Source organism: Caballeronia telluris, from assembly GCF_001544495.1.
Lineage (GTDB): Bacteria > Pseudomonadota > Gammaproteobacteria > Burkholderiales > Burkholderiaceae > Caballeronia > Caballeronia telluris.
In genome coordinates this window covers 141,630-165,203 of the sequence record NZ_FCNZ02000002.1, presented here as the reverse complement: position 1 = coordinate 165,203, position 23,574 = coordinate 141,630, and the positions used below count along the sequence as shown (strand labels likewise).

General features: G+C 67.9%; 16 protein-coding genes. 8 read left to right on the top strand and 8 right to left on the bottom strand.

The features are described 5' to 3' along the window. The 5 genes from mdcC to AWB66_RS03705 form a co-directional block, all read right to left on the bottom strand. Entirely contained in the window at positions 1-309 is a 309-nt protein-coding gene (gene mdcC, locus AWB66_RS03725; RefSeq protein WP_087628932.1) for a malonate decarboxylase acyl carrier protein, read from the bottom strand. A 17-nt stretch (positions 310-326) separates the two neighbouring features. After that, positions 327-1,214 carry a triphosphoribosyl-dephospho-CoA synthase gene (locus AWB66_RS03720; protein ID WP_087628931.1) on the bottom strand — a complete coding sequence of 296 codons (888 nt, stop codon included), beginning with the start codon at positions 1,212-1,214 and terminating at the stop codon, positions 327-329. Further along, positions 1,214-2,875 carry a malonate decarboxylase subunit alpha gene (gene mdcA / locus AWB66_RS03715; RefSeq protein WP_087628930.1) on the bottom strand — a complete coding sequence of 554 codons (1,662 nt, stop codon included), beginning with the start codon at positions 2,873-2,875 and terminating at the stop codon, positions 1,214-1,216. Before mdcA ends, AWB66_RS03720 begins: the two co-directional genes overlap by 1 nt. A 232-nt stretch (positions 2,876-3,107) precedes the next feature. Further along, a complete protein-coding gene (locus tag AWB66_RS03710; RefSeq protein WP_087628929.1) occupies positions 3,108-3,416 on the bottom strand; it encodes a hypothetical protein in 309 nt (102 codons plus the stop codon). A gap of 170 nt (positions 3,417-3,586) precedes the next feature. After that, entirely contained in the window at positions 3,587-4,168 is a 582-nt protein-coding gene (locus AWB66_RS03705) for a DJ-1/PfpI family protein (protein ID WP_087628928.1), read from the bottom strand. A 203-nt stretch (positions 4,169-4,371) separates the two neighbouring features. Between AWB66_RS03705 and AWB66_RS03700 the strand changes: the two genes are divergently transcribed. Beyond that, positions 4,372-4,830, top strand: coding sequence for a BCAL1086 family glycoprotein (locus AWB66_RS03700; protein WP_200818921.1), 459 nt, complete (start codon positions 4,372-4,374; stop codon positions 4,828-4,830). A gap of 196 nt (positions 4,831-5,026) precedes the next feature. Continuing rightward, a complete protein-coding gene (locus tag AWB66_RS03695; RefSeq protein ID WP_087628927.1) occupies positions 5,027-7,693 on the top strand; it encodes a mechanosensitive ion channel family protein in 2,667 nt (888 codons plus the stop codon). 4 nt (positions 7,694-7,697) lie between these two features. Here the strand turns inward: AWB66_RS03695 and AWB66_RS03690 are convergent, their stop codons facing one another. After that, positions 7,698-8,240: a cysteine dioxygenase family protein gene (locus AWB66_RS03690; RefSeq protein WP_087628926.1), complete on the bottom strand. Its 543-nt coding sequence runs from the start codon at positions 8,238-8,240 to the stop codon at positions 7,698-7,700. A gap of 128 nt (positions 8,241-8,368) precedes the next feature. Here AWB66_RS03690 and AWB66_RS03685 point away from each other — a divergent pair, with 128 nt between their 5' ends. Further along, positions 8,369-8,845, top strand: coding sequence for an Lrp/AsnC family transcriptional regulator (locus AWB66_RS03685; protein WP_087628925.1), 477 nt, complete (start codon positions 8,369-8,371; stop codon positions 8,843-8,845). An 89-nt stretch (positions 8,846-8,934) separates the two neighbouring features. After that, complete coding sequence (locus tag AWB66_RS03680) at positions 8,935-9,141, top strand: hypothetical protein (protein WP_087628924.1); 207 nt, start codon at positions 8,935-8,937, stop codon at positions 9,139-9,141. A gap of 15 nt (positions 9,142-9,156) precedes the next feature. Here AWB66_RS03680 and AWB66_RS03675 read toward each other — a convergent pair whose 3' ends face one another. Further along, a complete protein-coding gene (locus tag AWB66_RS03675; protein ID WP_087628923.1) occupies positions 9,157-11,703 on the bottom strand; it encodes an FUSC family protein in 2,547 nt (848 codons plus the stop codon). A 184-nt stretch (positions 11,704-11,887) separates the two neighbouring features. Here AWB66_RS03675 and recC point away from each other — a divergent pair, with 184 nt between their 5' ends. Genes recC through arfB form a run of 4 tightly spaced genes read left to right on the top strand, consistent with a single transcriptional unit; the run spans position 11,888 to position 21,391 of the window. After that, entirely contained in the window at positions 11,888-15,274 is a 3,387-nt protein-coding gene (gene recC / locus AWB66_RS03670) for an exodeoxyribonuclease V subunit gamma (protein WP_087628922.1), read from the top strand. Then, positions 15,274-18,957, top strand: a complete 3,684-nt coding sequence (gene recB, locus AWB66_RS03665; protein WP_087629100.1) for an exodeoxyribonuclease V subunit beta — start codon at positions 15,274-15,276, stop codon at positions 18,955-18,957. The genes recC and recB overlap by 1 nt, the downstream gene beginning before the upstream one ends. Further along, positions 18,954-20,984, top strand: coding sequence for an AAA family ATPase (locus tag AWB66_RS03660; protein WP_087628921.1), 2,031 nt, complete (start codon positions 18,954-18,956; stop codon positions 20,982-20,984). Before recB ends, AWB66_RS03660 begins: the two co-directional genes overlap by 4 nt. Next, positions 20,981-21,391 carry an alternative ribosome rescue aminoacyl-tRNA hydrolase ArfB gene (gene arfB, locus AWB66_RS03655; protein WP_087628920.1) on the top strand — a complete coding sequence of 137 codons (411 nt, stop codon included), beginning with the start codon at positions 20,981-20,983 and terminating at the stop codon, positions 21,389-21,391. Before AWB66_RS03660 ends, arfB begins: the two co-directional genes overlap by 4 nt. A gap of 11 nt (positions 21,392-21,402) precedes the next feature. On the opposite strand, the gene AWB66_RS03650 is transcribed toward arfB, so the two are convergent. Further along, a complete protein-coding gene (locus tag AWB66_RS03650) occupies positions 21,403-23,004 on the bottom strand; it encodes an L-lactate permease (RefSeq protein WP_087628919.1) in 1,602 nt (533 codons plus the stop codon). Between the last annotated feature and the right edge of the window lie 570 nt (positions 23,005-23,574).

Below are 23,574 nucleotides of genomic sequence, written 5' to 3'. Positions count from 1 at the left end.
TCACGCTCCGCCGGTGGGTTTGAGTTGTTCGAACACCTGCCCGATGCGCATCTGCACGACGCCCGGCGTCGCGCCGGAATCGTTGATTTCGAGCTTCGCGGCGGGCAGCGATCCGTCGCCGAAGATGCGTTCGAGCACGGCTTGCCACAGCCGGCGCTTGCCGTCGACGGAGGTCGTGATGTTCACCACGGTGCGGTGCGCCGCGTTCGCTTCGAGCAGGACTTCGAGGTCCCCCGACGCGACCACGCCCGCCAGCGCGCGGCCTGCTGCGGGCGGACCCGCCGGAAATTCGAGGACGATGGTTTCCATGTGCGTTCCTATGTGTTCTATGCGTTCGTCGTAAGAGGGGCGTCTTGAAGCCGGTCGAGAAAGAGCGCCGCGGCGAGCAGATCGGCCGCGCCGCCCGGCGACACGTGCAACTCGACGAGCCGTCGGTCCAGCGCCTTCAGGTGACGGCGGCCGTCGAGCCGGGCCGCGCCGCCGTGCGCGAGCACGCGCCGCGCGCCGTCCTGCAGCTCGGCGAGCGCGGTGCGGCCGCCGCGTGCGAGCACGCAGGTGTCGTCGAGACTCGCCATCACGGCGACGAGCGCGTTCAGCCGCGCCGCCGTCTCGCTGTCGCCGCGCTCGCGCGAGCGCGTCAGTTCCGGCAGCGCGATCTCCACGACATGCGGGAAACCCGCCTGCGCCTGCCCGCGCGCGCCGCCGACGTCGTAGTCGCGGCACGCCCGCTCGCCCTTGTTGCCGGTGCGGGCGGGCGCGTGTCGATCGGGCAGCCGCGCAAGCGATCCGGCGCGTGCGGCGATGCCTCGCGGCGTGCGGTCGGTCATGTCGCGTGCCGCCGCCGTCACGAGCAGGCCGAGCGCCCAGATGGCGCCGCGATGCGTATTCACGCCGCGCGTCGCGTCGAGCATTCGCGCTTCGCCTTCGCGGCCGATGGCGCCGACGCGCTCGCGCAGCGCGGGCAAGGGCAGTGTTTGCCTGCCCGCGCGCGCCAGTTCGACGAAGGTCGGCTGCAGCGCGAGCGCCGATGCGCACATCAGTGTCCAGTCGAGATCGTGATGCGCTCCGCGGCTGCGGATATCGACCAGTCCGGGCTTCGGCGCGAGCGTGACTTCGTCGATCAGCGCCTGCACGACCGCTTCGCCGAGTCGCTCGGCGGGATCGGGCGCCGCGCGCAGCGAAGGCGCCGCGCTCATGGCGAGGGTCTCGCGCATCACCAGCTCCGAAAACGGGCGGGCGGGTCGTACAGTCCGTCCGACCAGTCGACGAGATCGGCCACGCTCTTGGCGGCGAGGAGCGACCGGCTGGCTTCGCTGCGATGAACGCCGAGATCCTCGGGCAGCGCGACGAAGCCGTCGCGGCGCAGGGCCGCGAGCTTGTCCGCGCTGCTCGCGAGGCCGACGGGCGTCACGCCCGCGACGGCCGCGATCATCTCCTTGCGATGTTCGAGCGAGCGCGCCTTGTACAGGTACGCGATGCCTTCCTCGGTCAGCACGTGCGTGACGTCGTCGCCGTAGATCATCACCGGCGCGAGCGGCATGCCCGACTCGCGGCCGACTTCCACCGCGTCGATCGATTCGACGATGCTCGGCTGGCCGCTCGCCTGGAACGTCTCCACCATCTGCACGACGAGCTTGCGGCCGCGTTCGAGCGGGCTGTCCGTTTGCAGCAGGTCGAGCCACGCGGGCGTCGCGTGGCGGCGGCCGTGCGGATCGTGGCCCATGTTGGGCGCGCCGCCGAAGCCGGTGAGGCGCCCGTGCGTGACCGTCGACGAATTGCCCGCGCCGTCCATCTGCAAGGTCGAGCCGATGAACATGTCGACCGCGTATTGCCCCGCGAGCTGGCACATCGCGCGGTTGGAGCGCATCGAGCCGTCGCGGCCGGTGAAGAAGACGTCCGGACGCGCGGCGACATACGCTTCCATGCCCAGTTCGCCGCCGAAGCAGTGCACGCTCTCCACCCAGCCGGTTTCGATCGCGGGAATCAAGGTCGGATGCGGATTGAGCGTCCAGTGGCGGCAGATTTTGCCCTTCAGGCCGAGCTTTTCGCCGTAGGTCGGCAGGATCAGTTCGATCGCCGCCGTGTTGAAGCCAATGCCGTGATTGAGCGACTGCACCTGATGCCGCTCGTAGATGCCGCGGATCGCCATCATCGCCATCAGCACCTGGATCGGCGTGACGAGGCGCGGGTCGCGCGTGAAAAGCGGCTCGATGAAGAACGGCTTGTCCGACTGCACGACGAAATCGATCCACGAACCGGGGATGTCGACGCGCGGCAGGTCCTTCGGATCGTCGACGATCTCGTTGACCTGCGCGATCACGATGCCGTCGCGGAACGCCGCGGCTTCGACGAGCGCGGGCGTGTCCTCGGTGCTCGGCCCGGTGTAGAGGTTGCCGTCGCGATCGGCCTTGAAGCCGGCGATCAGCACGACGTTGGGCGTCAGGTCGACGTAGAGCCGCGCGTACAGTTCGATGTAGGTATGGATCGCGCCGATTTCGAGAATGCCGTCCTGCAGGAACTGCGAGATGCGCAGGCTTTGCGCGCCGGCGTAGGCGAAGTCGAGCTTTTTCGCGATGCCTCGCTCGAAGAGATCGAGATGCTCCGCGCGGCTGACGCTCGGAATGATGAGATGCAGATCGTGGACGACGCCCGGGTCCACTTTCGCGAGCGAGCGGGACAGGAAGTCCGCCTGCTTCTGGTTGTTGCCTTCGACGACCACGCGGTCACCCGGCGCGATCAGATTCTGCAGGACATCGACGATGCGCTCGGCGGGCAGGACCATGCCATCCGCGATCGACGACACGCGCGCCAGTCGGCGATGTTTTTCCGCGCGGCGCGTGGCCCAGCGGGACGGGGAAGGGCTTTGACAGGACATGTGTGGACTCGCTCAGGGTGTGAGGCGAGTCTAGGGAGCGCGTCCTGTCCGTTCAATCACCCTCGGGATGCGTTCGTTATCCCAAGGTTAATGAACCGTCGTGCGATGGGCCGTGAGCCCCATGGGGCGGGGCGTCTGGACGGGGCGTCGCCGTCCGGGGGTTTTCCCTCGTGTCGCGCCCGATGCACGCGTCGCCGTGAATCGGGCGAGCGCGCGATCGAGCGTGGGGCGCTCAGCGCCGCACCGCGAACATCCGCAAGGGGCGCATCAGGCGCTTTCCGCGCACGGCCCAGTAGACGCTCGCGAGCACGAGCACGATCGCGCTGCCGAAGACGAGCGTCGGCGAGATGTGTTCGGGCGCGGGATGGCTTGTCGCCAACATGAGACCGGCCATGAGTGCCGTGCCCGCCTGGATGAACGAGCGACGCGCGCGCGAGCGGCGCGCGTTGAAACGCATGGAGCGGGAGACGGGCGCGCGCGTGAACGGTTCGAAGAGGATGATTGCGGCGACGAGTGCGACCACGAAGTTCATGAGGCTCATAGCGTCACTATCCGGATAGGGCGGGGAATAACCTGCGACTATACGAAGCGCGCTGACCGTAAAACACTGGAAATGTCTGAAAGACGCCTGCAAGTTCAGAGCGACGGACGGTCGCAGTGCCGCGTCCGGACGACGACAGCACCGCACTCGTGACGAAACCTAGCGAGAACTCACAGTTCGATGCGCGTGCCGAGCAGTGCCACGAACTGCCTGAGCCATTGCGGATGCGCGGGCCAGGCGGGCGCGGTCACGAAGTGGCCGTCGGTGATGGCCTGATCGACGGGAATGTCCGCGTACTCGCCGCCCGCGAGCCGCACTTCCGGCGCGCACGCCGGATACGCCGAAATGCGCCGTCCCTCGATCACCCCGGCCGCCGCGAGCAGTTGCGCCGCGTGGCAGACGGCGGCGATCGGCTTCTTCGCGCCCGCGAAATGGCGCACCAGCTCGATCACGCGCGGGTCGAGCCGCAGATATTCCGGCGCCCGGCCGCCCGCGATGGCGAGCGCGTCGTACTTCGCCGGATCGATGTCGTCGAAGGTGGCGTTCAGCGCGAACAGGTGGCCGGGCTTTTCGGTATAGGTCTGGTCGCCCTCGAAGTCGTGAATCGCGGTCTTGATCCGCTCGCCGCTCTTTTTGCCCGGGCAGACGGCGTCGACCTGATGGCCGATCGCCTGAAGCGCCTGGAACGGCACCATCGTTTCATAGTCCTCGGCAAAATCGCCGGTCAGGAAGAGAATCTTCTTTGCAGCCATCGATAACCTCCGGGAGTGATGAGTCCGTCGTGCCGTCTGGGCGTCGGCCCGTTGCGCGCGCCGGACGAGTCGAGCCGTCGCCCAGTCTACACGCGCCGCCTTGACAGTTTCGGGACCGGCGGCGTCGAAGCAGGCTGCGAGACGCGGCCGGCGTCGCCAGCAGCGTATGATGGGCGCGTTTTTGCGAATGGATGGGTACGAAGATGCAAACGAAATCGTTGAACCGGATGGCGATCGCCCTGGCGGCTCTGGCCGTGCTGGCGGCGTGCGAAAAACACGACGCCGCCGCCGGACAGGCCGCGAGCGCGCTGAACAACCTCGCCAGCCAGACGAACCAGAAGTTCGACCAGGCGGCGAGCTACGTCGGCCAGCATGTCGATGCGGCCAAACAGGCGGCGCAGCAGAATTTGGACTCGGCGGGTTCGATGCCGAGCGTTTCGGCGAGCGGCGTCGCCGAAACGGCGCGCTCGAACCTGCAGGGGGCTGCGAGCGCCACCAACGCGGCGATCGCGAACGCGGCGAGCACGACGGGCGCCGGTCTCGAAGTCGCGGGGAAGAAACTGCAGCAGTGGGCGGCGAAGGATGGAATCGCGAATCAGGGCGCGAGCGGCGCCGCCGCCGCGACGGATTCGAGCGACGCGCGCACGGAGATGGATAAATAGCGTTCTCAACAGAGCGAGGCAATACCGAGCTTTGCGAGGCGCAACCCGCTGAAAAAGCGCTTTCTGTGCCAAATATTCAGACAAAACCCGTGGCGCGACGACTAACATTCGGTTACGTCCGCGCAGTTCGGTGGCGGGGGCGCAACCGCTAAACTGGCGGTCTTTCGGATTTCCCGACCGCTATGAAAAGACGCCTATGAAGTCAAGCCTCTTCGCGCTTGCCTGCGCCCGGTCGATCGTCGCGGTCCTAGCGCTGACGCGGCTCGCACGGCGGACGGCAACCTGGCGCACGGGTCTCGCCAGTCGACTTTTGCTCGCGCTTGGCGCCGTCTGCGCATTCGCCGGACTCGCGCCTGCCGCGCACGCGGCCGGTCCCGGGCTCGCGCTGCCGTCGTTCCAGGAACTTCTGACACCGCCTGCCGCCTCCGCGCCGCCGGCGGCATCGGCGAGTGCCGTCGACGACGCCGACATGGTCCGCTCGCTCGACAACATCATCTCGACGCTCGACAGCGACAAGCAGCGCACCGCGCTCGTCGCGCAACTCAAGAAACTGCGCGACGCGAAGCGCGAAGCCGAATTAGCGCCGCCCGCCGCGAACGCAGCCGCCGGCGCCAGCGGCAGCGCCGGGGCGAGCGCGCCGTCCGCGGCCACCGCGAGCGAGACGCAGGCGGCGGCATCGTCGGTGGTCGCGACGATCGCGCAGAACGCGGGCCTCCTCGGCGCGATCGCCTCGGCGCTTTCCAGTGTCGAGGCCGACATCCGTCGCGGCAAGACGCCGTTCGCCTACTGGGGCGGCCGTTTCAACGCGGCCGGCAACGAACTCTTCACGATCGTCACGAGCCACAGCCGCGAATCGTTCGGCCGCACGGTCGGCAATTTCGTCGCCGCGTTCGCGGGCTGGGGCGTCTGCGCCTTCCTGCTCGTCTACCTGCAACGCCGCGTGCATGCGCGCTACGGGATCGCGGCGGGCCTGCACCCGAATCCGACCACGCGCGAACTGCTGCTCTTCGCGCTGCGCCGCGTCGGGCCGTACCTGGTCGCGTTCCTCGCCGCGCTGACCTTCGTGCGCATCATGCCGCAGTCGCTCGGACGCACGCTCGCGATGGTCATGGCCTACGCGATCGTCGCGGGCGCGGTGTTTTCGTCGATCTGCCTGATCATGTTTTCGCTGTTCGGCTCGGCGCACCGGCGCGTGGCCGTCAATGTGCTGATCGGCGACGCGCGGCGGCTCCTGTTCCTGATCGGCACGCTCGGCGCACTCGGCGACGCCGCCGCGAACTACGACGTCGCGCAGCAGCTCGGCACCAATCTTTCAGGCCTGATCTCGACGGTCGCCAACATGGGCGCGGCGGTCCTGACCGGCTATTTCGCGCTCACGTTCCAGCGGCCGGTCGCGCACCTGATCCGCAGCCGCTCCTATGAAGTGCGCCAGAAGCGGCGCGCGGCCACCGAGACCTTCGAAGTGCTCGCGTCGTTCTGGCAGGTGCCGACGCTCCTGCTCGCGGGCGCGTCGGTCGTCGCGACGCTCGCCGGCATCGGCACGTCCGAGAACGTTCTGCAGATGGCGATCGCGACCGCGGGCCTGCTCGTCGTCGCGTTCTTCCTTTCGGCGATCATCGTGCGCGTGACGCGTCCGAGGGCGAAGAAAACGCGCCGCCAGTCGGCGTACATGCGGCGGCTCGTGAAATTCATCGGCACGCTCTTCGTGCTCGGCGTCTGGCTCGGGTTCTTCGAGCTTTCGTCGCGGCTCTGGGGCTTCTCGCTCGGCACGCTGGCCGAGCGCAGCGTGGCCGCGCGCGGCATCACACACGCCGTGAGCGCGATCATCACGACGTTCTTCGTCGTCTGGCTGATCTGGATCCTGATCGACACCGCGATCCAGGAAGCGCTCAATCCGAACGCCGCGCGCGGCAAGTCGCGCGGACCGAGCATGCGCGCGCGCACGATGCTGCCGCTCGTGCGCAACGTCGTGTTCGTCGGCTTGCTGACGATCGCCGGCATCGTCACGGCCGCCAACCTCGGGCTCAACGTGACGCCGCTCCTCGCCGGCGCGGGCGTGATCGGCCTTGCGGTGGGCTTCGGCGCGCAATCGCTCGTCGCGGACCTGATCACCGGACTTTTTATTTTGATCGAGGACACGATCTCCGTCGGCGATTCGATCGACATCGACGGCGGGCATGCGGGCATCGTCGAAAGCCTGACGATCCGGACCGTGCGCCTGCGCGACGGGCAGGGCGCGATCCACGCGATTCCGTTCTCGCAGATCAAGATCGTGAAGAACCTGTCGCGCGATTTCGCCTATGCGGTGTTCGAGGTGCGCGTGCCGTTCTCGGCCGACGTCGACCAGGTGACGCAGATGATCCGCGAAGTCGGCGCCGAGCTGATGGCCGACTTCCGCTACCGGCGCGAGATGCTTGGGCCCGTCGAGGTGTGGGGGCTCGACCGGTTCGACCCGAACTGGATGGTCGTAAAAGGACAGATCAAGACGCGGCCGCTGCAGCAGTGGAGCGTCGCGCGGGCGTTCAACCTGCGCATCAAGCGCAAGATGGACGAGATCGGCATGGACGTGCCGGTGCCGCAGATGCAGGTGCAGATGTCGCGCGAGAAGGTGGTGCGCGCCGGGCCGCAGTCGGAAGAATTCGAGTTCGACATGCTGCACGACAGGCAGGCGGCGCGGGAAGCGGAAGCACGTTCCGAGGACGAAGCGAAGCCCGCGCCGGAGCCCATGTCGCCGGTGGTGAAAAGCGCGGTGGCGAAGGCGCGCGACGTGTCGCACGAGCCGCGCCCGGCGCCGCCGCCGACGGATCAATCAGTGCAGATCCCGCCGCAGATTCCGACCGCGACCGAGCCCGGCAAGGGATAAGCGTTCAGACGGCGACCAGATCGTTGACGTGAGTCGCGATGTGCGCGCCCGCCACGCCGTAGACATGCAGCGAAATCGCGCGCTGCCGCGCGTGGGCCGCATTGCCCAACTGGTGAATCGCGCCGCGCCCGGCGCCGGCGAACGAGACCGCGCCGGCCTCGCGGGCCTGTTCGCGTACCGCATACGCGCGGTTTTCGTCCGGATTCCAGCGAAAGAGTGTCTCGACGAGCGATCCTTCGACGACCGCATAGCCGCACCACGTCCGGTGCGCGTGAACCGGACTCGCCTGACCCGGCGCCCAGACGAGCGCGGCGACCGCGTAGCGGCCGCGCGGATCGGCGGCGAGCAAATGCCTGGTGTACCCGTTCGCGTCGCCCTCGCGCTGAGCGGGCGCGAGCAGCCGCTCGTCCCGTGCCGCCGACGACAACGCCTCGCGCACGAGGCGCGCGAAGTCGGCGGGGGCGTCGAACGCGGCGTCGAGCTGCCCGGTCAGCCGGGTGAGCGTCGAGGCGTCGGAAGAGCGAGCGGGAAGGGTGTCGCGGATCATGGTTTGGGCGCGTGTCGTCGTTCTGGTGAGCACTATTTATACCGGTTTGCATGGGGAATTAGTTTTCATATAATTCCGTGCAATCATCCAAAAGTAGAATAATTTCCTATAAGGGGCGCAATGTGGGAATGGACCTCATCGACCGCAAGCTGCTGGAACTGCTTCAGGCTGATGTCACGATGCCGATCGCGGAACTGGCGCAGCGCGTCAACCTTTCGCAGACGCCATGCTGGAAACGCGTGCAGCGTCTGAAGGAAACCGGCGTGATCCGGGCGCAGGTGGCGCTGTGCGATCCGCGCAAGCTCGGCGTGGGCACGACCGTGTTCGTCGCGGTGCGCACGAACCAGCACACGGAGCGCTGGGCGGAGGACTTCACGCGCGCGGTGCGCGATATTCCGGAAGTGGTCGAGGTGTACCGGATGAGCGGCGAAACCGACTATCTGCTGCGCGTCGTGGTGTCGGACATCGACGATTACGACCGCGTCTACAAGGAGTTGATTCGCGCGGTGCCGCTCTACGACGTGAGTTCGAGTTTCGCGATGGAGCAGATCAAGTACTCGACGGCGCTGCCGGTGAGGCCGCCGCTGACGGATACGGGACGCTGAGACGGGTGGCACGCGTCATGCAACCCTTCTGAAACCCGGCGCGGGTAACATGACGCCTCCCTTCGCACGCCACAGTCGAGTTCCCCTCCATGTCCGATGACCGCAAGCCTCGCCCGCAGAAAAAGAACCCGACACGCGCGATCACCATATTCATCGTCGTGGTCGTGCTGGCGGTGATCGGAACGCTTTTCTTCAACGCGATCCGCGAAAAACACGAATTCGAGCGCGAGAACGCGCAGCCGACGCCCGCGAGCGGCGTGAGCCCGGCGGTGCCGGCCATCGGCGCGTCGCAGTAAGCGCCAGCCGGACTTTCACGCGGGCAGCCGGATCACGCTCGCGTCCTTGCGGATCAGCATCGAGGCGGCGAGCATCTGCTTGCACTGATGCGCGAGCAGCTTCAGGTCGTGGACGACGTCGCCTGGAATCTGGTTGGCGCGTTCTGCCGCCACCACCATCGAGTCGAGCCCGCGCGTGAGTTCCTTCATCCGTTCGCCGTGGTCCTCGGAAGGCGCCGCGCCGGCCTGCGCCTCGACGAGATCCTCGCGGATCACGGCGAGCGTGCGCTCGACCGGCGCGATCGCGTAGCCTTCCACGTTCGCGAGCGACTGCAGAAGCGGTGCCGCCGCCGTGATCTGCGAAGCGAGCACATGCGACTGCACGAGCAGATCGTTGAGTTCGGCGACGAACTTCTGCTGCGCCTTCGGTTCGAGCATCATGCGCTGGAACGCCTGCGCCAGATTCGCGAACGCGACGTGCACGTTCTTGCGCGCGAGCCGATACCGGTAATTGCGATCGAGCGCGGTCGCGGCGACGGTGGCCGCCGCCGACGCCCCGGCACCCGTTGCCGCCGCGGTGCTTTCGCCCACGGCCACTGACGACAGTTTCGCCGCCGTCGCGTTGGCCGACTTGAGCGCGGGCGCCGGTTCGACGCCGCTCGCCGTCTCTTTCGATGGCGCGGCGACGGCCACATCGCCCGATTGCGCCTCGGGTGCCGAAGCGACGGCCGCGCGGGCGTTGCTGTCGGCGAAGAGGGCGGCGCCGGAGCCCGCCTCTGCCAGCACCTGATTCGCGACCGCTTCGCCCTTCGCCTGAGCCCGCGCGATGTCCGTCGCCGTCTTCGCCGCTTTCGCCCCCGCGCTGGCCTTCGCATGACCCCAGCCGCTCGCTTCCAGATAGTTGCGCATCGCCGCGATCATGTCGTTGACGAGCTTGCCCATCAGCCGGTATTCCCAGTACGGAAAGAGATGGCTCGCGGCGATCGCGATCGCGCTGCCGACGACCGTGTCGATCGCCCGCTCGCCGATAAGGCGAAGGCTTCCCGGCGCGAGCAGATGGAACATCAAGAGCACGAACGAGGACGTGAACACCACGCTCGCCGTGTAGTTGAAGAGGAGGAGGCTGTAGCTCATCACCATCGACGCGAACATCACGATCAGCAGCAGATGCGGCTCCTTCACGAGCAGGATGAGCGCGACGGTGGCCGCGCAGCCGATCGCCGTGCCGATGATCCGCTGCGTGTTGCGCTGCTTGGTCAGCGAGTAGCCGGGCTTCAGGATGATGACGGTCGTCATCACGATCCAGTATGCGTTGGTGAGCGGCAGGAGCCGCCCGAGCCAGAAGCCCGCGCCGACCGCGATCGTCACGCGCAGCGCGTGCCGGAACGAGGGCGAGGCCATCGTGAGATTCGAGAAGATCTGCATCGGCGGCACGCGGCGGCTCGAAATGAAGCGCGAGAGCGCGTTGTCAATGCGCATTTCGGTTTCGGTGACGTCGACGTCCTGGCGCGTGTGGCGGCGCATCCGGTCGATCAGGCGCGTCGCGCTCCACAGGCGCCGGAACACGGCCGCGACAGCCGCATAGGCCTCCGGATTCTTCCCGGGCAGCCCGTGCTTGCGCATCAGTTCCAGTTCGTATTCGATCGCGCGCAGTTCCGCCTTGACGCTGATCTTCGCGCGCGCGGGCTGGTTCTGCAGCACGGCGAGGCCGATTTCTTCGAGATCGAGGGCGGCCTTTCTCATCAGGTCGCGGTAGAAGATCAACAGGTCCGAGCCGCCGAATTCGCCGCGCACGAGCGGATAGTCCGTGTGCGCGCCGACGAAGAACTCGTGCAGGTCGACCACGTTGATGAAGAGATTGAAGAGCTTCGCGCGGCGTGCGTCGAGCTTGCCTTTCTGCAGCTTCGGCAAATTGCGCAGCACGATGTCGCGCGCGGCGTCCTGCCGCTCGACCGCCGCGATCTGCTTTTCGATCAGCTTTCGATAGCACTCGTCGAGATCGGCGTCGGCATCGTAGAAGTCGGCGCGCGCCATCAGGTATTCGCCGCAACTGAAGATGCTTTCCGCGAGCGCCTGCTGCTCGATCCGGTACACCTGCCAGTGGCTGACGAGCGTCGCCCAGTAGGTGTACCAGAGGCCGCCCACGAGAATCCACGCCGCGTTGACGAGCGCCTGCATCGGCGTGAAATGCTCTTCCAGCGTGACGATCATCATGAAGAGCGTCGCGAAGCTGATCTGCGGCCAGCGGTTGCCATACACGACGATCAGCGACAGCACGAACGTGAGCGGCACGACCGTGAGCCAGAGCGTCAGGACGTTGGCGGTGGCGATCCCCGTGGCGAGCGCGGCGAAGAAGCCGATCACCGTGCACGCGAGCATCTCGTTGTGCTTGTACTTGAGCGGGCCGGGCATGTCGACGACACAGGCGCCGAGTGCGCCCGTCGCGATCGTGAAGCCGAGTTCGCGATTGTGGAACACCGTCAGCATCAGGACGGCGGGAAGCGACACGCCGAAAGCGATACGCAGGCCGCCAAAAAAATACTGGCTGTAAATGAATTTCCTGATTTCGAGCGAATAGCGCATCGACTTCCTGATTGTGACGCTTATTGGTATGGGCGGGCGCGCGTAACACCCGCCTGAAACTGCATTCGAGTCTAACCCAACTGCAAACGGTTCTGACCTCGGCCGATCGGCCAGGTTCTGCGTCCGGGCAGCCTTTGTTATGCTGTGGCATCCCTTCGGAAACGTCCGATTCACAGCAGGATTCATGCTCGAACTTTTCTATTCGAACCGTCACGAAACGCTGTCGCAAGCGCTTTTCGACGACCTCTCGGCGTTCTCGATGCACTCGGGCGATCCGTTCGCGAGCCAGCCCGTCATCGTGTCGAGCGCGGCCGTGCGGCGCCGGCTCGAACTCGACATGGCCGCGCGCTTCGGCATCTGTGCGAACGTGGAGTTCGGCTATCTCGCGCAGTGGCTCTGGGCGCAGATCGGACGCGTGATGACGGTGCCCGTGCATTCGCCGTTCGCGCCGGACAGGCTCGCGTGGCGTTGCTACCGGCTCTTCGCCGGACCAGCGTTCAACGAATCGGCGCGGCTTCGCGCGTACCTCGCCGCCGCCGACGATTCGATGCGCTACGAACTCGCGCGCCGCATCGCGACGGTCTTCGATCACTACCTGACCTATCGTCCCGAATGGCTCACGCAGTGGCAGCAGGGCGGCTCGATCCTGGCGTCGCCGGGCGCGGGCGAAGTCGACGCACGCGGGCCGCGCCTCATGGGCGCGAGCGAGATTCAGCGCGAGGACGAGCGCTGGCAGGCCGCCTTGTGGCGCGCGCTGCTCGCGGACCTCGCCGCAGGCTCCGACGAAACGAACTACGATCCGACGCCGCCCGCGTACCGCTTTCTCGCCGAATCGCCGAAGCTCGATCTCAATGACGTGATGCAAGCCGAGTGGCCGGAGCGCATCAGCGTGTTCGCGCTGCCGACGATGCCGCCGCTGCACATCGCGCTCTTGCGCGAGCTGTCGCGCTGGATCGACGTGCGCATCTACGCGATGAACCCGTGTCAGGAGTACTGGTACGACATCGTGAGCGTCGCGCGGGTCGAGCAGCTTGAAATGAAGGGCGAGCTCGACTATCAGGAAGTCGGCAATCCGCTGCTCGCGGAATGGGGACGCCAGACGCAGGCGCAGTTGCACATGCTGCATGAGCTGACCGAGAGCGCGGCCTCGCGCGATGCGAGCCACTTCGAGCGCAACCTGGCGCCGACGTGGCTCGCGCGCGTGCAAAACGCGATCCTCGACCTGAGCGATCCCGCCGACGATGGTCCGGTGGAAGCGCCGGGTATCGAAGTGCACGTCTGCCACAGTCTTTCGCGGCAGCTCGAAGTGCTGCACGACCGTCTGCTCGGCTGGTTCGATTCGATCGAAGGGCTTGCGCCATCTGACGTGCTCGTCGCGTTTCCCGATCTCGCCACGGCCGGCCCGCTGATCGACGGCGTGTTCGGCACGGCGCCTTCGGGCGCGGCGGGCGAGCGGCGTCGCATTCCGTATCGCATCACCGGCTTGCCGCCGTCGCAGGCGAATCCGGTCGCGCGCGTGCTGCTCGACTGGCTCGCGTTGCCCGAGCGCAGTGTTAGCGCGCCGGATCTGATCGAATGGCTGCGTGTCGATGCGATCGGCGCGCGCTACGGCATCGACGCCGCCGCGCTCGAAACCGCGCAGGCCTGGTTCGCAGCGGCGGGCGCGCGGCGCGGCCTCGCGCCCGCGGAGATCATCGCCCAGCACGTTCCGCCCGCGCGCCACACGTTCTCCGACGCCCTGACGCGCCTCTTTCTCGGCTACGCGCTGCCCGAAGGCGGCGCGCCCGTCGACGAATGGCTGCCGGTGCAAGGCGCGAACGGCTCGGATGCGGAACTGCTCGGGCGACTCACGCGCTTCATCGACGACATCGACGCCTTCGCCGAGCGCGCCGCGGAGGTGCGTACGCCGCGCGCGTGGGGCCAACTGATGCAGGAAGCGATCGAGCGCTTCTTCGACCCGGGCCTCGCGTTCAGCGATTCGATCGCCGACGTGCGCGGCACGCTGGATTCGCTGATCGTCGCGATGAGCGAAGGCGCGGGCGACACCGAAGTGCCGGCCGCCGTGCTGCGCACCGCCTTTACCGACGCCCTCGACGACCCCGCGCGCGGCGGCGTGCCGTGGGGCGGCGTCACGTTCTCGTCGCTCACGAGCCTGCGCGGGCTGCCGTATCGCGTGGTCTGCCTGCTCGGCATGGACGACGGCATGCTGCCCAGTCTCGCGCGCGCCGACGAGTTCGATCTGATGGCGAAGTTCGGCAAGCTCGGCGACCGCCAGCGTCGCGACGACGAGCGCAATCTCTTTCTCGACCTGCTGCTCTCGGCGCGCGACCGGTTGATGATCGCGTACACGGGGCGCAGCATCCGCGACAACGCCGTGCTGCCGCCCGCCGCGCTGATCGACGAACTGCTCGACTATCTGGCCGAAGCCGCGGCGGGCGAGCATGCGTCGCCGGACGAACTGAAAGCGGCTCGCGCGCGCTTCGTCTTCGATCATCCGTTGCAGCCGTTCGCGCCCGAGTATTTCGAGCCGGACGCGCCGCTCTACACCTACGAGCCGGAGCGCGCGGAACTCGCGCGCACGCTCGCGTTCGGGCGTGCGCAAAAGCCCGTCACATTCTTTTCGGAGCCGCTGCCGCCCGAGGACGACACCGAGCCCGTCGCCTTCGACGATTTCGTGCGCTTCTGGCGTCATCCGGCGCGCGCGCTGTTGCGCGATCGGCTCGGCATCGCGCTCTTCGACGCGGAAAGCGAACTCGGCGACACCGAGCCGTTCGAACTCGACTTCAGCGGCCGCGATGCGCTCGCGAGCCGCGTGCTGCCCTCGCTGCTCGATCTGAGCGACGACGGCGCGCGCGCGCGGCGCGTCGCGCGCGCGAGTCCCGAAATGCCGGGCGGCGCGACGGGCGGCGTCTGGCAGGCGCAGGAACTGCACGCGCTGCATCATCTGGCGAAGCGCGTGCGCGACGCGCTGGAGGAAGGCGCGAGACGCCTGCCGTTCACGCTCGATGTCGTGCCGCGCTGGCCCGAGACGGGCGGCGCCGGGCTGTTCGGCGCTTTCGACGCCCAACTCGCGGACGACGTCTCGAACCAGACGCTGCAACTGCACGGCACGCTGAACCTGCTGACGCCGCAAGGCCAGGTGATCTACCGATACGATGCGCCGCGCGCGCGCGACTATCTCACCGCCTGGCTCGCGCATCTCGCGTACTGCGCGGCGCTGCCCGACGGCCCGAAGCGTACGGTGTGGCACGGACGTGGCGCGCAGTCGTCGACGTTCGAGCTGACGGCGGTCGTGAATCCGCTCGCGCACCTCGCGACGCTCGCCGCCCTTTACCGCGCGGGACGCCGCATGCCGCTGCGCTTCTTCCCGAAGAGCGCGTGGCTCAAGCTGACCGAAGGCGATTCGAAGGCGGAAGGCGCGTGGCTCTCCGAGCGCACCCGCAGCGAATCCGACGATCCCGCGCTGCGCATCGCGTTTCGCGGCACGAATCTCACCCTCGACGAACCTTTCCCGACGCTCGCGAAGCTCGTCTTCGAACCTTTGATGCTGCATCTGCGGAGCGACGCATGATGAACGCTCCGACTACACACGTCGCGGAACTCGACGTCTTCGCCTGCCCGCTCGACGGCGTCAACCAGATCGAGGCATCGGCGGGAACCGGCAAGACGTGGAATATCTGCGCGCTCTACGTGCGGCTGCTGCTCGAAAAGAAGCTCGCCGCCGACCAGATTCTGGTGGTGACCTTCACGAAGGCCGCGACCGCCGAGTTGCACGAGCGCATTCGCACGCGCCTCGCGGAGATCGCGCACGCCATCGAAAATGGCGATGCGGCCGGCGATCCGTTCATCGAACGGCTTTTCGAAACGACGCTCGCCGAAGTCGATCACGAGGAAGCGCGAAAGCGCATTCACATCGCACTGCACACCTTCGACCAGGCCGCGATCCACACGATCCACGCGTTCTGCCAGCGCGCGCTGCAGGAGGCGCCGTTCGCGGCCGCGATGCCGTTCGCGCTGGAAATGGAAGCCGACGACAGCGCGCTGCGCTTCGAACTCGCCGCCGATTTCTGGCGCGAGCGCGTCGAGCCGGCGGCCGCGCGCGAGCGCTCGTTCGCGGCGTGGCTGGTCGCGAAAGGCGCGGGGCCGGCCTCGCTCGACGCGCAACTCGCGCGGCGTCTGAAAAAGCCGCTCGCCGCGCTCGTCTGGAGCGAGACGCAAACGCCCGCGACGCACGACGCGCAGTCGCTCTTCGATACCGCATGCGCGCTCTGGCAGGCCGAACGCGACACCATCGCGAAGCTGCTCTTCGACGCCGAGGACAAGCTCAGCAAGACGACGCACAAGCGCACGATCATCGATGCGGCGATCAGCGCGTGGGCCGAGTACTTCAGCAACGCCGACTGTCACGCGGCGCCGCCGCAGGCCGCGTTGAAACTCACGGCGACGGCACTCAAGGACGGCACGAAGAAAAAACACACGCCGCCGGAACACGCGTTCTTCGACCACGCCGAGACGCTCGCCGCCGCCGCGCAGGCCGCCGAGGCGGCGCAGCGCGCGCTGTGGCTCGACCTCGTGCGCGAGTGGCTCGACTACGCGCCGGCGGAGCTGGCGGCGAGAAAGCGCACGCGCCGCGTCGTGTCGTTCAACGATCTGCTCTCGAACCTCTACCACGCGCTGACCACGCACGTCTGGCTCGCCGATGCGTTGCGCGCGCGCTACCCCGCCGCGCTCATCGACGAGTTCCAGGACACCGACCCATTGCAGTTCGCGATCTTCGACCGCGTGTTCGCGCCGGATGGGCCGCTCTTTCTCGTCGGCGATCCGAAGCAGGCGATCTACAGCTTTCGCGCCGCCGACCTGCACACGTATCTGGCGGCGCGCGAGGCGGCATCGGCGCGCTATACGCTCGCGGTGAACCAGCGCTCGACCGCGCCGATCATCGATGCCTGCAACCGCGTGTTCGGCGCGAATCCGTCGGCGTTCATCCTCGACGGGCTCGACTACCAGCCGGTGCGCGCGGGCACGAGAAAGCGCGCGCCCTTCGTCGACCGCACGCCGGCGGCGTCCTATTCCGATTCCGCCGATTTTTGCGTGTGGATGCTGCCTCACGGCGAGTCGGCGCTGACGAAGAACCGCGCCCAGCGCGACGCCGCCGAAGCGTGCGCCGCCGAAATCGCGCGGCTCTTGCGCGGCGCGCAACAGAATCAGGTGACGGTCGGCGGCGCGCCGCTTTCGCCCGGCCAGATCGCCGTGCTCGTGCAGACGCACAGGCAGGGCAGTCTCGTGAAGCGCGTGCTCGCCGCGTGGGGCGTCGGCAGCGTGGAACTGGCGCAGGCGTCGGTCTTCGGCACGCTCGACGCCGAGCAGATCGAGCGCGTGCTCGCCGCCATCGACACGCCCGGCGATCTGCGCCGCCTGCGCGCCGCGCTCGCGACCGACTGGCTCGGACTCGACGCCGCCGCGCTCTGGCGTCTCGAACACGCCGATTCCGCCGACGCCGCAAGCGACGCGCTGAGCTGGGTCGAACGCTTCTCGCGCTATCGGACGCTCTGGCACGAGCGCGGCTTCGCGGTGATGTGGCGCACGCTCGCGCGCGAGTTGAAGATCGCCGAGCGGCTCGTCGCGGGCATCGACGGCGAGCGGCGGCTGACCAATGTCAACCATCTCGCTGAACTCCTGCAGGCGCGCGGCGCCTTGCTGCCGGGCATCGCGCCGACGCTGCGCTGGCTCGCCGCCCAGCGCGCGGAGGAAGGTGGCGCCGACGAGGCGCAGTTGCGGCTCGAATCGGATCGCAACCTCGTGCAGATCGTGACGGTCCACAAGTCGAAGGGGCTCGAATACGCGGTCGTGTTCTGTCCGTTCCTGAACGACGGCTCGTTGCGCGAGCCGCCGTCGTCCGGCCTGCCCGATGCAAAGGAATATCACGACGAAGCCGGCGACGCGGTCCTTCACTACGGCATCGACGACGAAGCCGCCGAGCGCGCGAAGGCGCTCATCGTCCGCGAACAGGCCGCCGAGCGCGCGCGGCTCGTCTATGTGGCGCTCACGCGCGCCGTGTACCGCTGCTACGTGGTCGGCGGCGTCTATCTGGTCGGCAAGAATTCGACGAAGGAAGCGCGGCGCAGCGTGCTCAACTGGCTGGTTGCGGGCCGCGGTCACGCGTTCGGCGACTGGCTCGCCGAGCCGCCCGCCGAGGACGATGTCATCGCGCGCTGGCACGCGCTCGCGGCGGGCTCGGGCGGTTCGATTTCGGCCGAGCCGCTGCCGGTCGTCGAGGCGCGCGAACCGCTCGTGAGCCGGCGCGCGCCGGAGCACGAACTCGCGGCACGCACGAGCCGGCGTCTGTTGCGCGACAGCTGGCGCATGGCGAGCTTCAGTTCGCTGATCGCGGCGGGCGCGCGCGACGAGTCCAACCAGCCGCTCGCCGACGCGCGGCCCGACCACGACGAACTCGTCGACGCGATCGACGCGCTGCAACCGGCCGCCGCCGAGCCGCGCGAAAAGACGCCGCTCGCAGACGACGATATCCTCGCGTTTCCGCGCGGCCCGGCGGCGGGCGAATGCCTGCACCGGATGTACGAACTGGCGGATTTCACGTCGCCCGACACGTGGCCGAAAGCAATCGACCGCGCGCTGTACGAACACCCGATCCCAGCGCCCGAGCCGCTCGCGCGCCACTTGCCCGCGATGATGGCGCGCGCGCTGGCCGACACGGTGGCAACCGAACTCGTGCCCGGCATGCGGCTCGACACCATCGCGCAACAGCGCCGCATGAACGAGCTCGAATTCCTGTTCCCGGCCGCGGCGCTCGACTTCGCGGCGCTGCGGCGTCTCATCGTCGCGCATGGCTTTCCCGACGTCGCGCTGGAAGCGGGCACCCTGCGCGGCTTCGTCAAAGGATTCATCGACATGATCGTCGAGCACAAAGGGCGCTTCTGGATCGTCGACTGGAAGTCGAATCATCTGGGCGATACGCCCGGCGATTACGACAACGCGTCGCTCGACCAGGCCATGGCCTCGCACGCCTACCATCTGCAGGCGCTTTTTTATGCGGTCGCGCTGCATCGCTATTTGCGCGCGCGGCTCGCGGATTACGACTACGAGACGCATATCGGCGGCTATCTCTATCTCTTCGTGCGCGGTGTGCGGCCCGGCTGGCGTAACGGTGCGCAGGCGGCGGGCGTGCATGTCGGACGACCCGAACGCTCGCTCGTCGAAGCGCTCGACCGGCTGATGGCGGGAGTGCCGGCATGAACGCGCGAACGACGCCAGCCGCCATCGCCGCCGACGAAGGCATCGCGCTCGCCGAGGGCTTTGCGCGCAGGATCGGCGTGCTCGCGAGGCGCCTGACGCGCGATCCGGCGAGCATTCGCTGGGCCGAGCGCGCCGCCTTCGCCGTGAGCCGCGCGACGGCGCAAGGACACGTGTGCGTCGCGCTGCCCGCGCTCGCCGGGCGCTATGGAGAGACCGCCGGGGCGGCGCGCGCGGCGCTTTTTGCGAGCGGCCTCGCGTGTGGCGGCGAAGGTCCGGCGGCGGATCTGTTGCCGCTCGTCGTCGACGAAGGCCAGCGCGTGTATCTCGCGCGTTACTTCGACTACGAGCGGCGGCTCGCGCAAGCGCTCGTCGCACGGATGCGCGGCGAAACGCAGCAGGACGCGTCGAGCGACCCTGCAACGCTCGCCCGGCGCATCGCGCGCTTCTTCGGCCCGCCGCAGGACGACGCCATCGACTGGCAGCGCGTCGCGGCGCTCGTCGCGCTCGGCGGGCGGCTCACCGTCGTGAGCGGCGGCCCGGGCACGGGCAAGACGACCACGGTGGTCGGCGTGCTCGCGTGTCTCATCGACGAGAACCCGACCCTGCGCATCGCGCTCGCCGCGCCGACCGGCAAGGCCGCGCAGCGGATGCAGGAAGCGCTCATCGAGCGCGCCGTGCAATTGCCGCCGGAACTCGCGGCACGCCTGCCGCGCACGTCCTTCACGCTGCAGCGGTTGCTCGGCACGCTGCCCGACGGGCGCTTCCGGCATCATCGCGACAACCCGCTGCCCTTCGACGTGATCGTGGTCGACGAAGCCTCGATGATCGACGTCGCGCTCGCCGCGCATCTCGTCGAAGCGGTCGCGCCTGACGCGCGGCTCGTGATGCTCGGCGACAAGGACCAGCTCGCCGCCGTCGAGGCGGGCGCGGTGTTCGCGGAACTGAGTGCGCAGCCCGTTTTCAGCGAAGCGGGCGCCGCGCGCATCGCGGCAGGGCTCGGCGTCGCGCCGAAGCATTTTCGCGCCGCGCTGCCGGACGATGCCGCCGCGCCGCACGCGTTGGGCGCGCCGGGCGATAGGGAGGATGACTACCTGCTGATCGACGGCAGCGAAGGCTATGCCGCGCTGCACGAGGCCCACGCCGAGTCGTGGCATCCGGCGCCCGAGGACGTGTCCGCGTCGAACCCGCTCACCGATTGCGTCGTGTGGCTCGAGCGCAATTACCGCTTCGGGCTCGATTCGGACATCGGCCGGCTGTCGGTTGCGATCCGGCGTGGGTCGGCCGAGGCCGCGCTGGCAGCCTTGCAGGCGTCGGATGCCGCGGATGGCGTGACGCGTGCCGCCGTTCTCGTCGACGACCACGCGCCCGCGCTGTCCGAACGCACGCTCGCGCGGCTTGCCGCGGGCTTCGCGCCGTATGCGCAGGCGCTCGCCGAGGCGCTCGAAGGGCAGTCCGGCGTCGCCGCGCTCTTCGACGCGCTCAACCGCTATCGCGTGCTGTGCGCGACGCGCGAGGGCGCGCGCGGCGTCGACGAGATCAATGCGCGCCTCGCGGCGAAGGTGCGCGAGCGGGCGGGCGGCGCGCTTGCGTTCGGCGCGCAGTGGTTCGCCGGGCGGCCCGTGATCGTGACGCGCAACGACTACGCGCTTGGACTTTTCAACGGCGACATCGGCATCGCGATGCCTGCCGCCGACGGCGCGCTGCGCGTCGCGTTCCGCATGGCCGATGCGAGCTTGCGATTCGTGTCGCCGGCGGCGCTCCCGCCGCACGACACGGCGTTCGCGCTGACGGTCCACAAGTCGCAGGGCTCGGAATTCGATCACGCCGCGCTCGTGCTGCCGGCCACGTTCAACCGCGTGCTGTCGCGTGAACTCGTCTACACGGCGATCACGCGCGCGAAGCAGCGCGTCGAGGTGATCGGCGCGCCGGCGATTTTCGCGCAGGCCGTCGCGACGCCGACCCGGCGCGATTCCGGGCTGGCCGCGCGCATCGCCCAGGTCGCGCGCCTGGCGGGGGAATCGCCATGACGACGCATCGCTACGAAATCGCGCCGAACGAAGTCGAGCTGACGGCCGTCCGTGCGCAGGGCGCGGGCGGCCAGAACGTCAACAAGGTGTCGAGCGCGATCCATCTGCGCTTCGATATCCGGGCGTCGTCGCTGCCGGAGACGATCAAGCTGCGCCTGCTCGGGCTTTCCGACAGCCGGGTCACGCGCGACGGCGTGATCGTCATCAAGGCGCAGGAGCATCGCACGCAGGACATGAATCGCGCGGCGGCGCTCGCGCGTCTTTCCGAGATGATCCATAGCGTCAGCGTGACGCGTCGCGCGCGAGTCGCGACCAAGCCGACGCGCGCCTCGCAGAAGCGGCGCGTCGAATCGAAGGTGCGGCGTGGCGCGATCAAGGCAGGGCGAGGGCGCGTGGAAGGGGAGTAGCGCGGCCGTTTTCAATGCGGCGGAATCATCCACGTCAGGACGTTCTGCTGCAGCCACACGAGCACGCCGAGCAGCACCGTCAGCAGGATCGAATGCTTGAAGGTGCGCGAGAAAACCAGTCCTTCTTGCCCCTTCAGATCGGTTGTCGCGACACCCGTCGAGATGTTTTGCGGCGAGATCATCTTGCCCATCACGCCGCCGGACGAATTGGTCGCCGCCATCAGCACCGGATTGAGATTCAGTTGCCGCGCCGCGACCACCTGCAGGTTGCCGAAGAGCGCGTTACCCGATGTGTCGCTGCCCGACAGGAACACCGCGACCCAGCCGAGAAACGCCGACACGAGCGGAAAGAACGCGCCCACCGACGCCACGCCAAGCCCCAGCGTGTAGTTCATGCCCGAGTAGTTCATCAGATAGGCAAGTCCGACGATGGTCGCGACCGTCAGGATGGCGATGCGCGTCTGTACCCACGTATCGACGATCGCCGCGCCGTACTCCGCCGCCGGCAGCCGCACGAGGAGCGCCGTCAGGATCGACGCGACCAGGATCGCGGTGCCCGTCGCGAGCGGCTGGAAGTCCCAGATCGCGCCATACGGCGCGTTGTACAGCGTGATGTAGACGGCCTTGTCGAGCCCGGGCCAGGGAATTTTCACGTCGCCGATCAGGAAGATTTTGAGCACCGTCCACACGATCACCACCGCCGACACCACGATCCACGGCAGCCAGCCCTGCGCGCCCGAGCGCTCGCCGCGCGTCTGCCCGGCGCGGTCGACGTTGACTGCGAAAGCGTCGTCGGGAGCGGGTTTCCAGACGCGCAGGAACGCGATCGTCACGATCAGCGAGACGAGCGAGGAGAGCACGTCGGTGAGCGCATAACTGATGTAATTCGACGTCACGAACTGCGTGAGCGCGAACGCGCCGCCCGACACGAGCAGCACCGGCCACACACGCAGCATGTTGCGAAGGCCCGCGTAGATGCCGATCACATAGAAGGGCAGCGCGAGCGCGAAGAACGGCAACTGCCGGCCGACCATCTTGGCGAGCGCGTCGGTCGGCAGGTGCGTCACCGCGCCGAGCACGGTGATCGGCACGCCGAGCGCGCCGAACGCGACCGGCGCCGTATTGAAGATCAGCGTGAAGGTGAGCGCTTCGAGCGGCGGAAAGCCCAGCAGAATGAGCAGCGAACTGGTGATCGCGATCGGCGTGCCAAAACCGGAGATGCCTTCGAGCAGCGCGCCGAACGAAAAGCCGATCACGACGAGCACGATGCGCCGGTCGTTCGGCAGGTTGTCGATCATCCAGAGGCGAAAGGCGTCGAAGCGGCCGGAGCGCAACGACACGTTGTAGAGCAGGATCGCGGCGAACACGATCCACATCACCGGCCAGAGCGCGAAGACAGCGCCGGCAGCGATGGAATCGAGCGCGAGACGCAGCGGGAAATGCCAGCCCGCCACCGCGACGACGAGCCCGACGACGAGCCCCGCAAGGGACGCCTGCCACGCGGGGCGGCGTGCCCAGCCAAGCAGCACGAGCACGACGAGGATCGGCAGCGCGGCCACCACGAACGATGCCCCGAGCGAGTTAGCGATGGGCGTGAGCAACTGATGGAACATGTCGCCTCCAGGGTGTTGACTCGGGTCGTTGGCTGTCGAGTCGGGAACAGGCGCGCGTGGAGTGAAGACGTGTTCTGTGCCGTGGCTGTCCTTAGCGCCGAAACGAGCGGCCGGCGCCGTGGATTTTTTTCAGCTTAAGCAGTTGCATAACGCGCAATGACTAAGCATAGAGCGGGAATCATGCCGGTCAAGCGAAGAATGGACGGCCGCGACAATACGCGCGTGCGCTCGCGCCCCGCGCGGGCTGGCGGCGAATGGCGCGCGGCCACCCGGGAAGTCAGGTCTTGGCTTCGACGGTATCGCGTTCGACGACGGGCGCGCTGCGAAATACCCAGATCGTCAGCAGACCGAGAGAGGCGAGCATCCACAACAGGAAAAACGCGAAGGCCATCATGTCCGTTCCCCTTCAGGCAAGTGTGCATGCGAGACGCCGAGCAGACATTGCGCAGGAACGCACGCCGCCGCGGCATATAAGGGAACTTTATATAGCGAAAAACGTGCCAGTACAGCGCGCGGTGGGATGGAAGCCTTTGTGGGTAAAGCGAAGGAGGATGGCGGATCGGAGCGACC

Bases quoted from the DNA above. Each gene is read 5' to 3' on its own strand.
- mdcC (WP_087628932.1), bottom strand. From the start codon at position 309: ATGGAAACCATCGTCCTCGAATTTCCGGCGGGTCCGCCCGCAGCAGGC.
- AWB66_RS03720 (WP_087628931.1), bottom strand. From the start codon at position 1,214: ATGCGCGAGACCCTCGCCATGAGCGCGGCGCCTTCGCTGCGCGCGGCG.
- mdcA (WP_087628930.1), bottom strand. From the start codon at position 2,875: ATGTCCTGTCAAAGCCCTTCCCCGTCCCGCTGGGCCACGCGCCGCGCG.
- AWB66_RS03710 (WP_087628929.1), bottom strand. From the start codon at position 3,416: ATGAGCCTCATGAACTTCGTGGTCGCACTCGTCGCCGCAATCATCCTC.
- AWB66_RS03705 (WP_087628928.1), bottom strand. From the start codon at position 4,168: ATGGCTGCAAAGAAGATTCTCTTCCTGACCGGCGATTTTGCCGAGGAC.
- AWB66_RS03700 (WP_200818921.1), top strand. From the start codon at position 4,372: ATGCAAACGAAATCGTTGAACCGGATGGCGATCGCCCTGGCGGCTCTG.
- AWB66_RS03695 (WP_087628927.1), top strand. From the start codon at position 5,027: ATGAAGTCAAGCCTCTTCGCGCTTGCCTGCGCCCGGTCGATCGTCGCG.
- AWB66_RS03690 (WP_087628926.1), bottom strand. From the start codon at position 8,240: ATGATCCGCGACACCCTTCCCGCTCGCTCTTCCGACGCCTCGACGCTC.
- AWB66_RS03685 (WP_087628925.1), top strand. From the start codon at position 8,369: ATGGACCTCATCGACCGCAAGCTGCTGGAACTGCTTCAGGCTGATGTC.
- AWB66_RS03680 (WP_087628924.1), top strand. From the start codon at position 8,935: ATGTCCGATGACCGCAAGCCTCGCCCGCAGAAAAAGAACCCGACACGC.
- AWB66_RS03675 (WP_087628923.1), bottom strand. From the start codon at position 11,703: ATGCGCTATTCGCTCGAAATCAGGAAATTCATTTACAGCCAGTATTTT.
- recC (WP_087628922.1), top strand. From the start codon at position 11,888: ATGCTCGAACTTTTCTATTCGAACCGTCACGAAACGCTGTCGCAAGCG.
- recB (WP_087629100.1), top strand. From the start codon at position 15,274: ATGAACGCTCCGACTACACACGTCGCGGAACTCGACGTCTTCGCCTGC.
- AWB66_RS03660 (WP_087628921.1), top strand. From the start codon at position 18,954: ATGAACGCGCGAACGACGCCAGCCGCCATCGCCGCCGACGAAGGCATC.
- arfB (WP_087628920.1), top strand. From the start codon at position 20,981: ATGACGACGCATCGCTACGAAATCGCGCCGAACGAAGTCGAGCTGACG.
- AWB66_RS03650 (WP_087628919.1), bottom strand. From the start codon at position 23,004: ATGTTCCATCAGTTGCTCACGCCCATCGCTAACTCGCTCGGGGCATCG.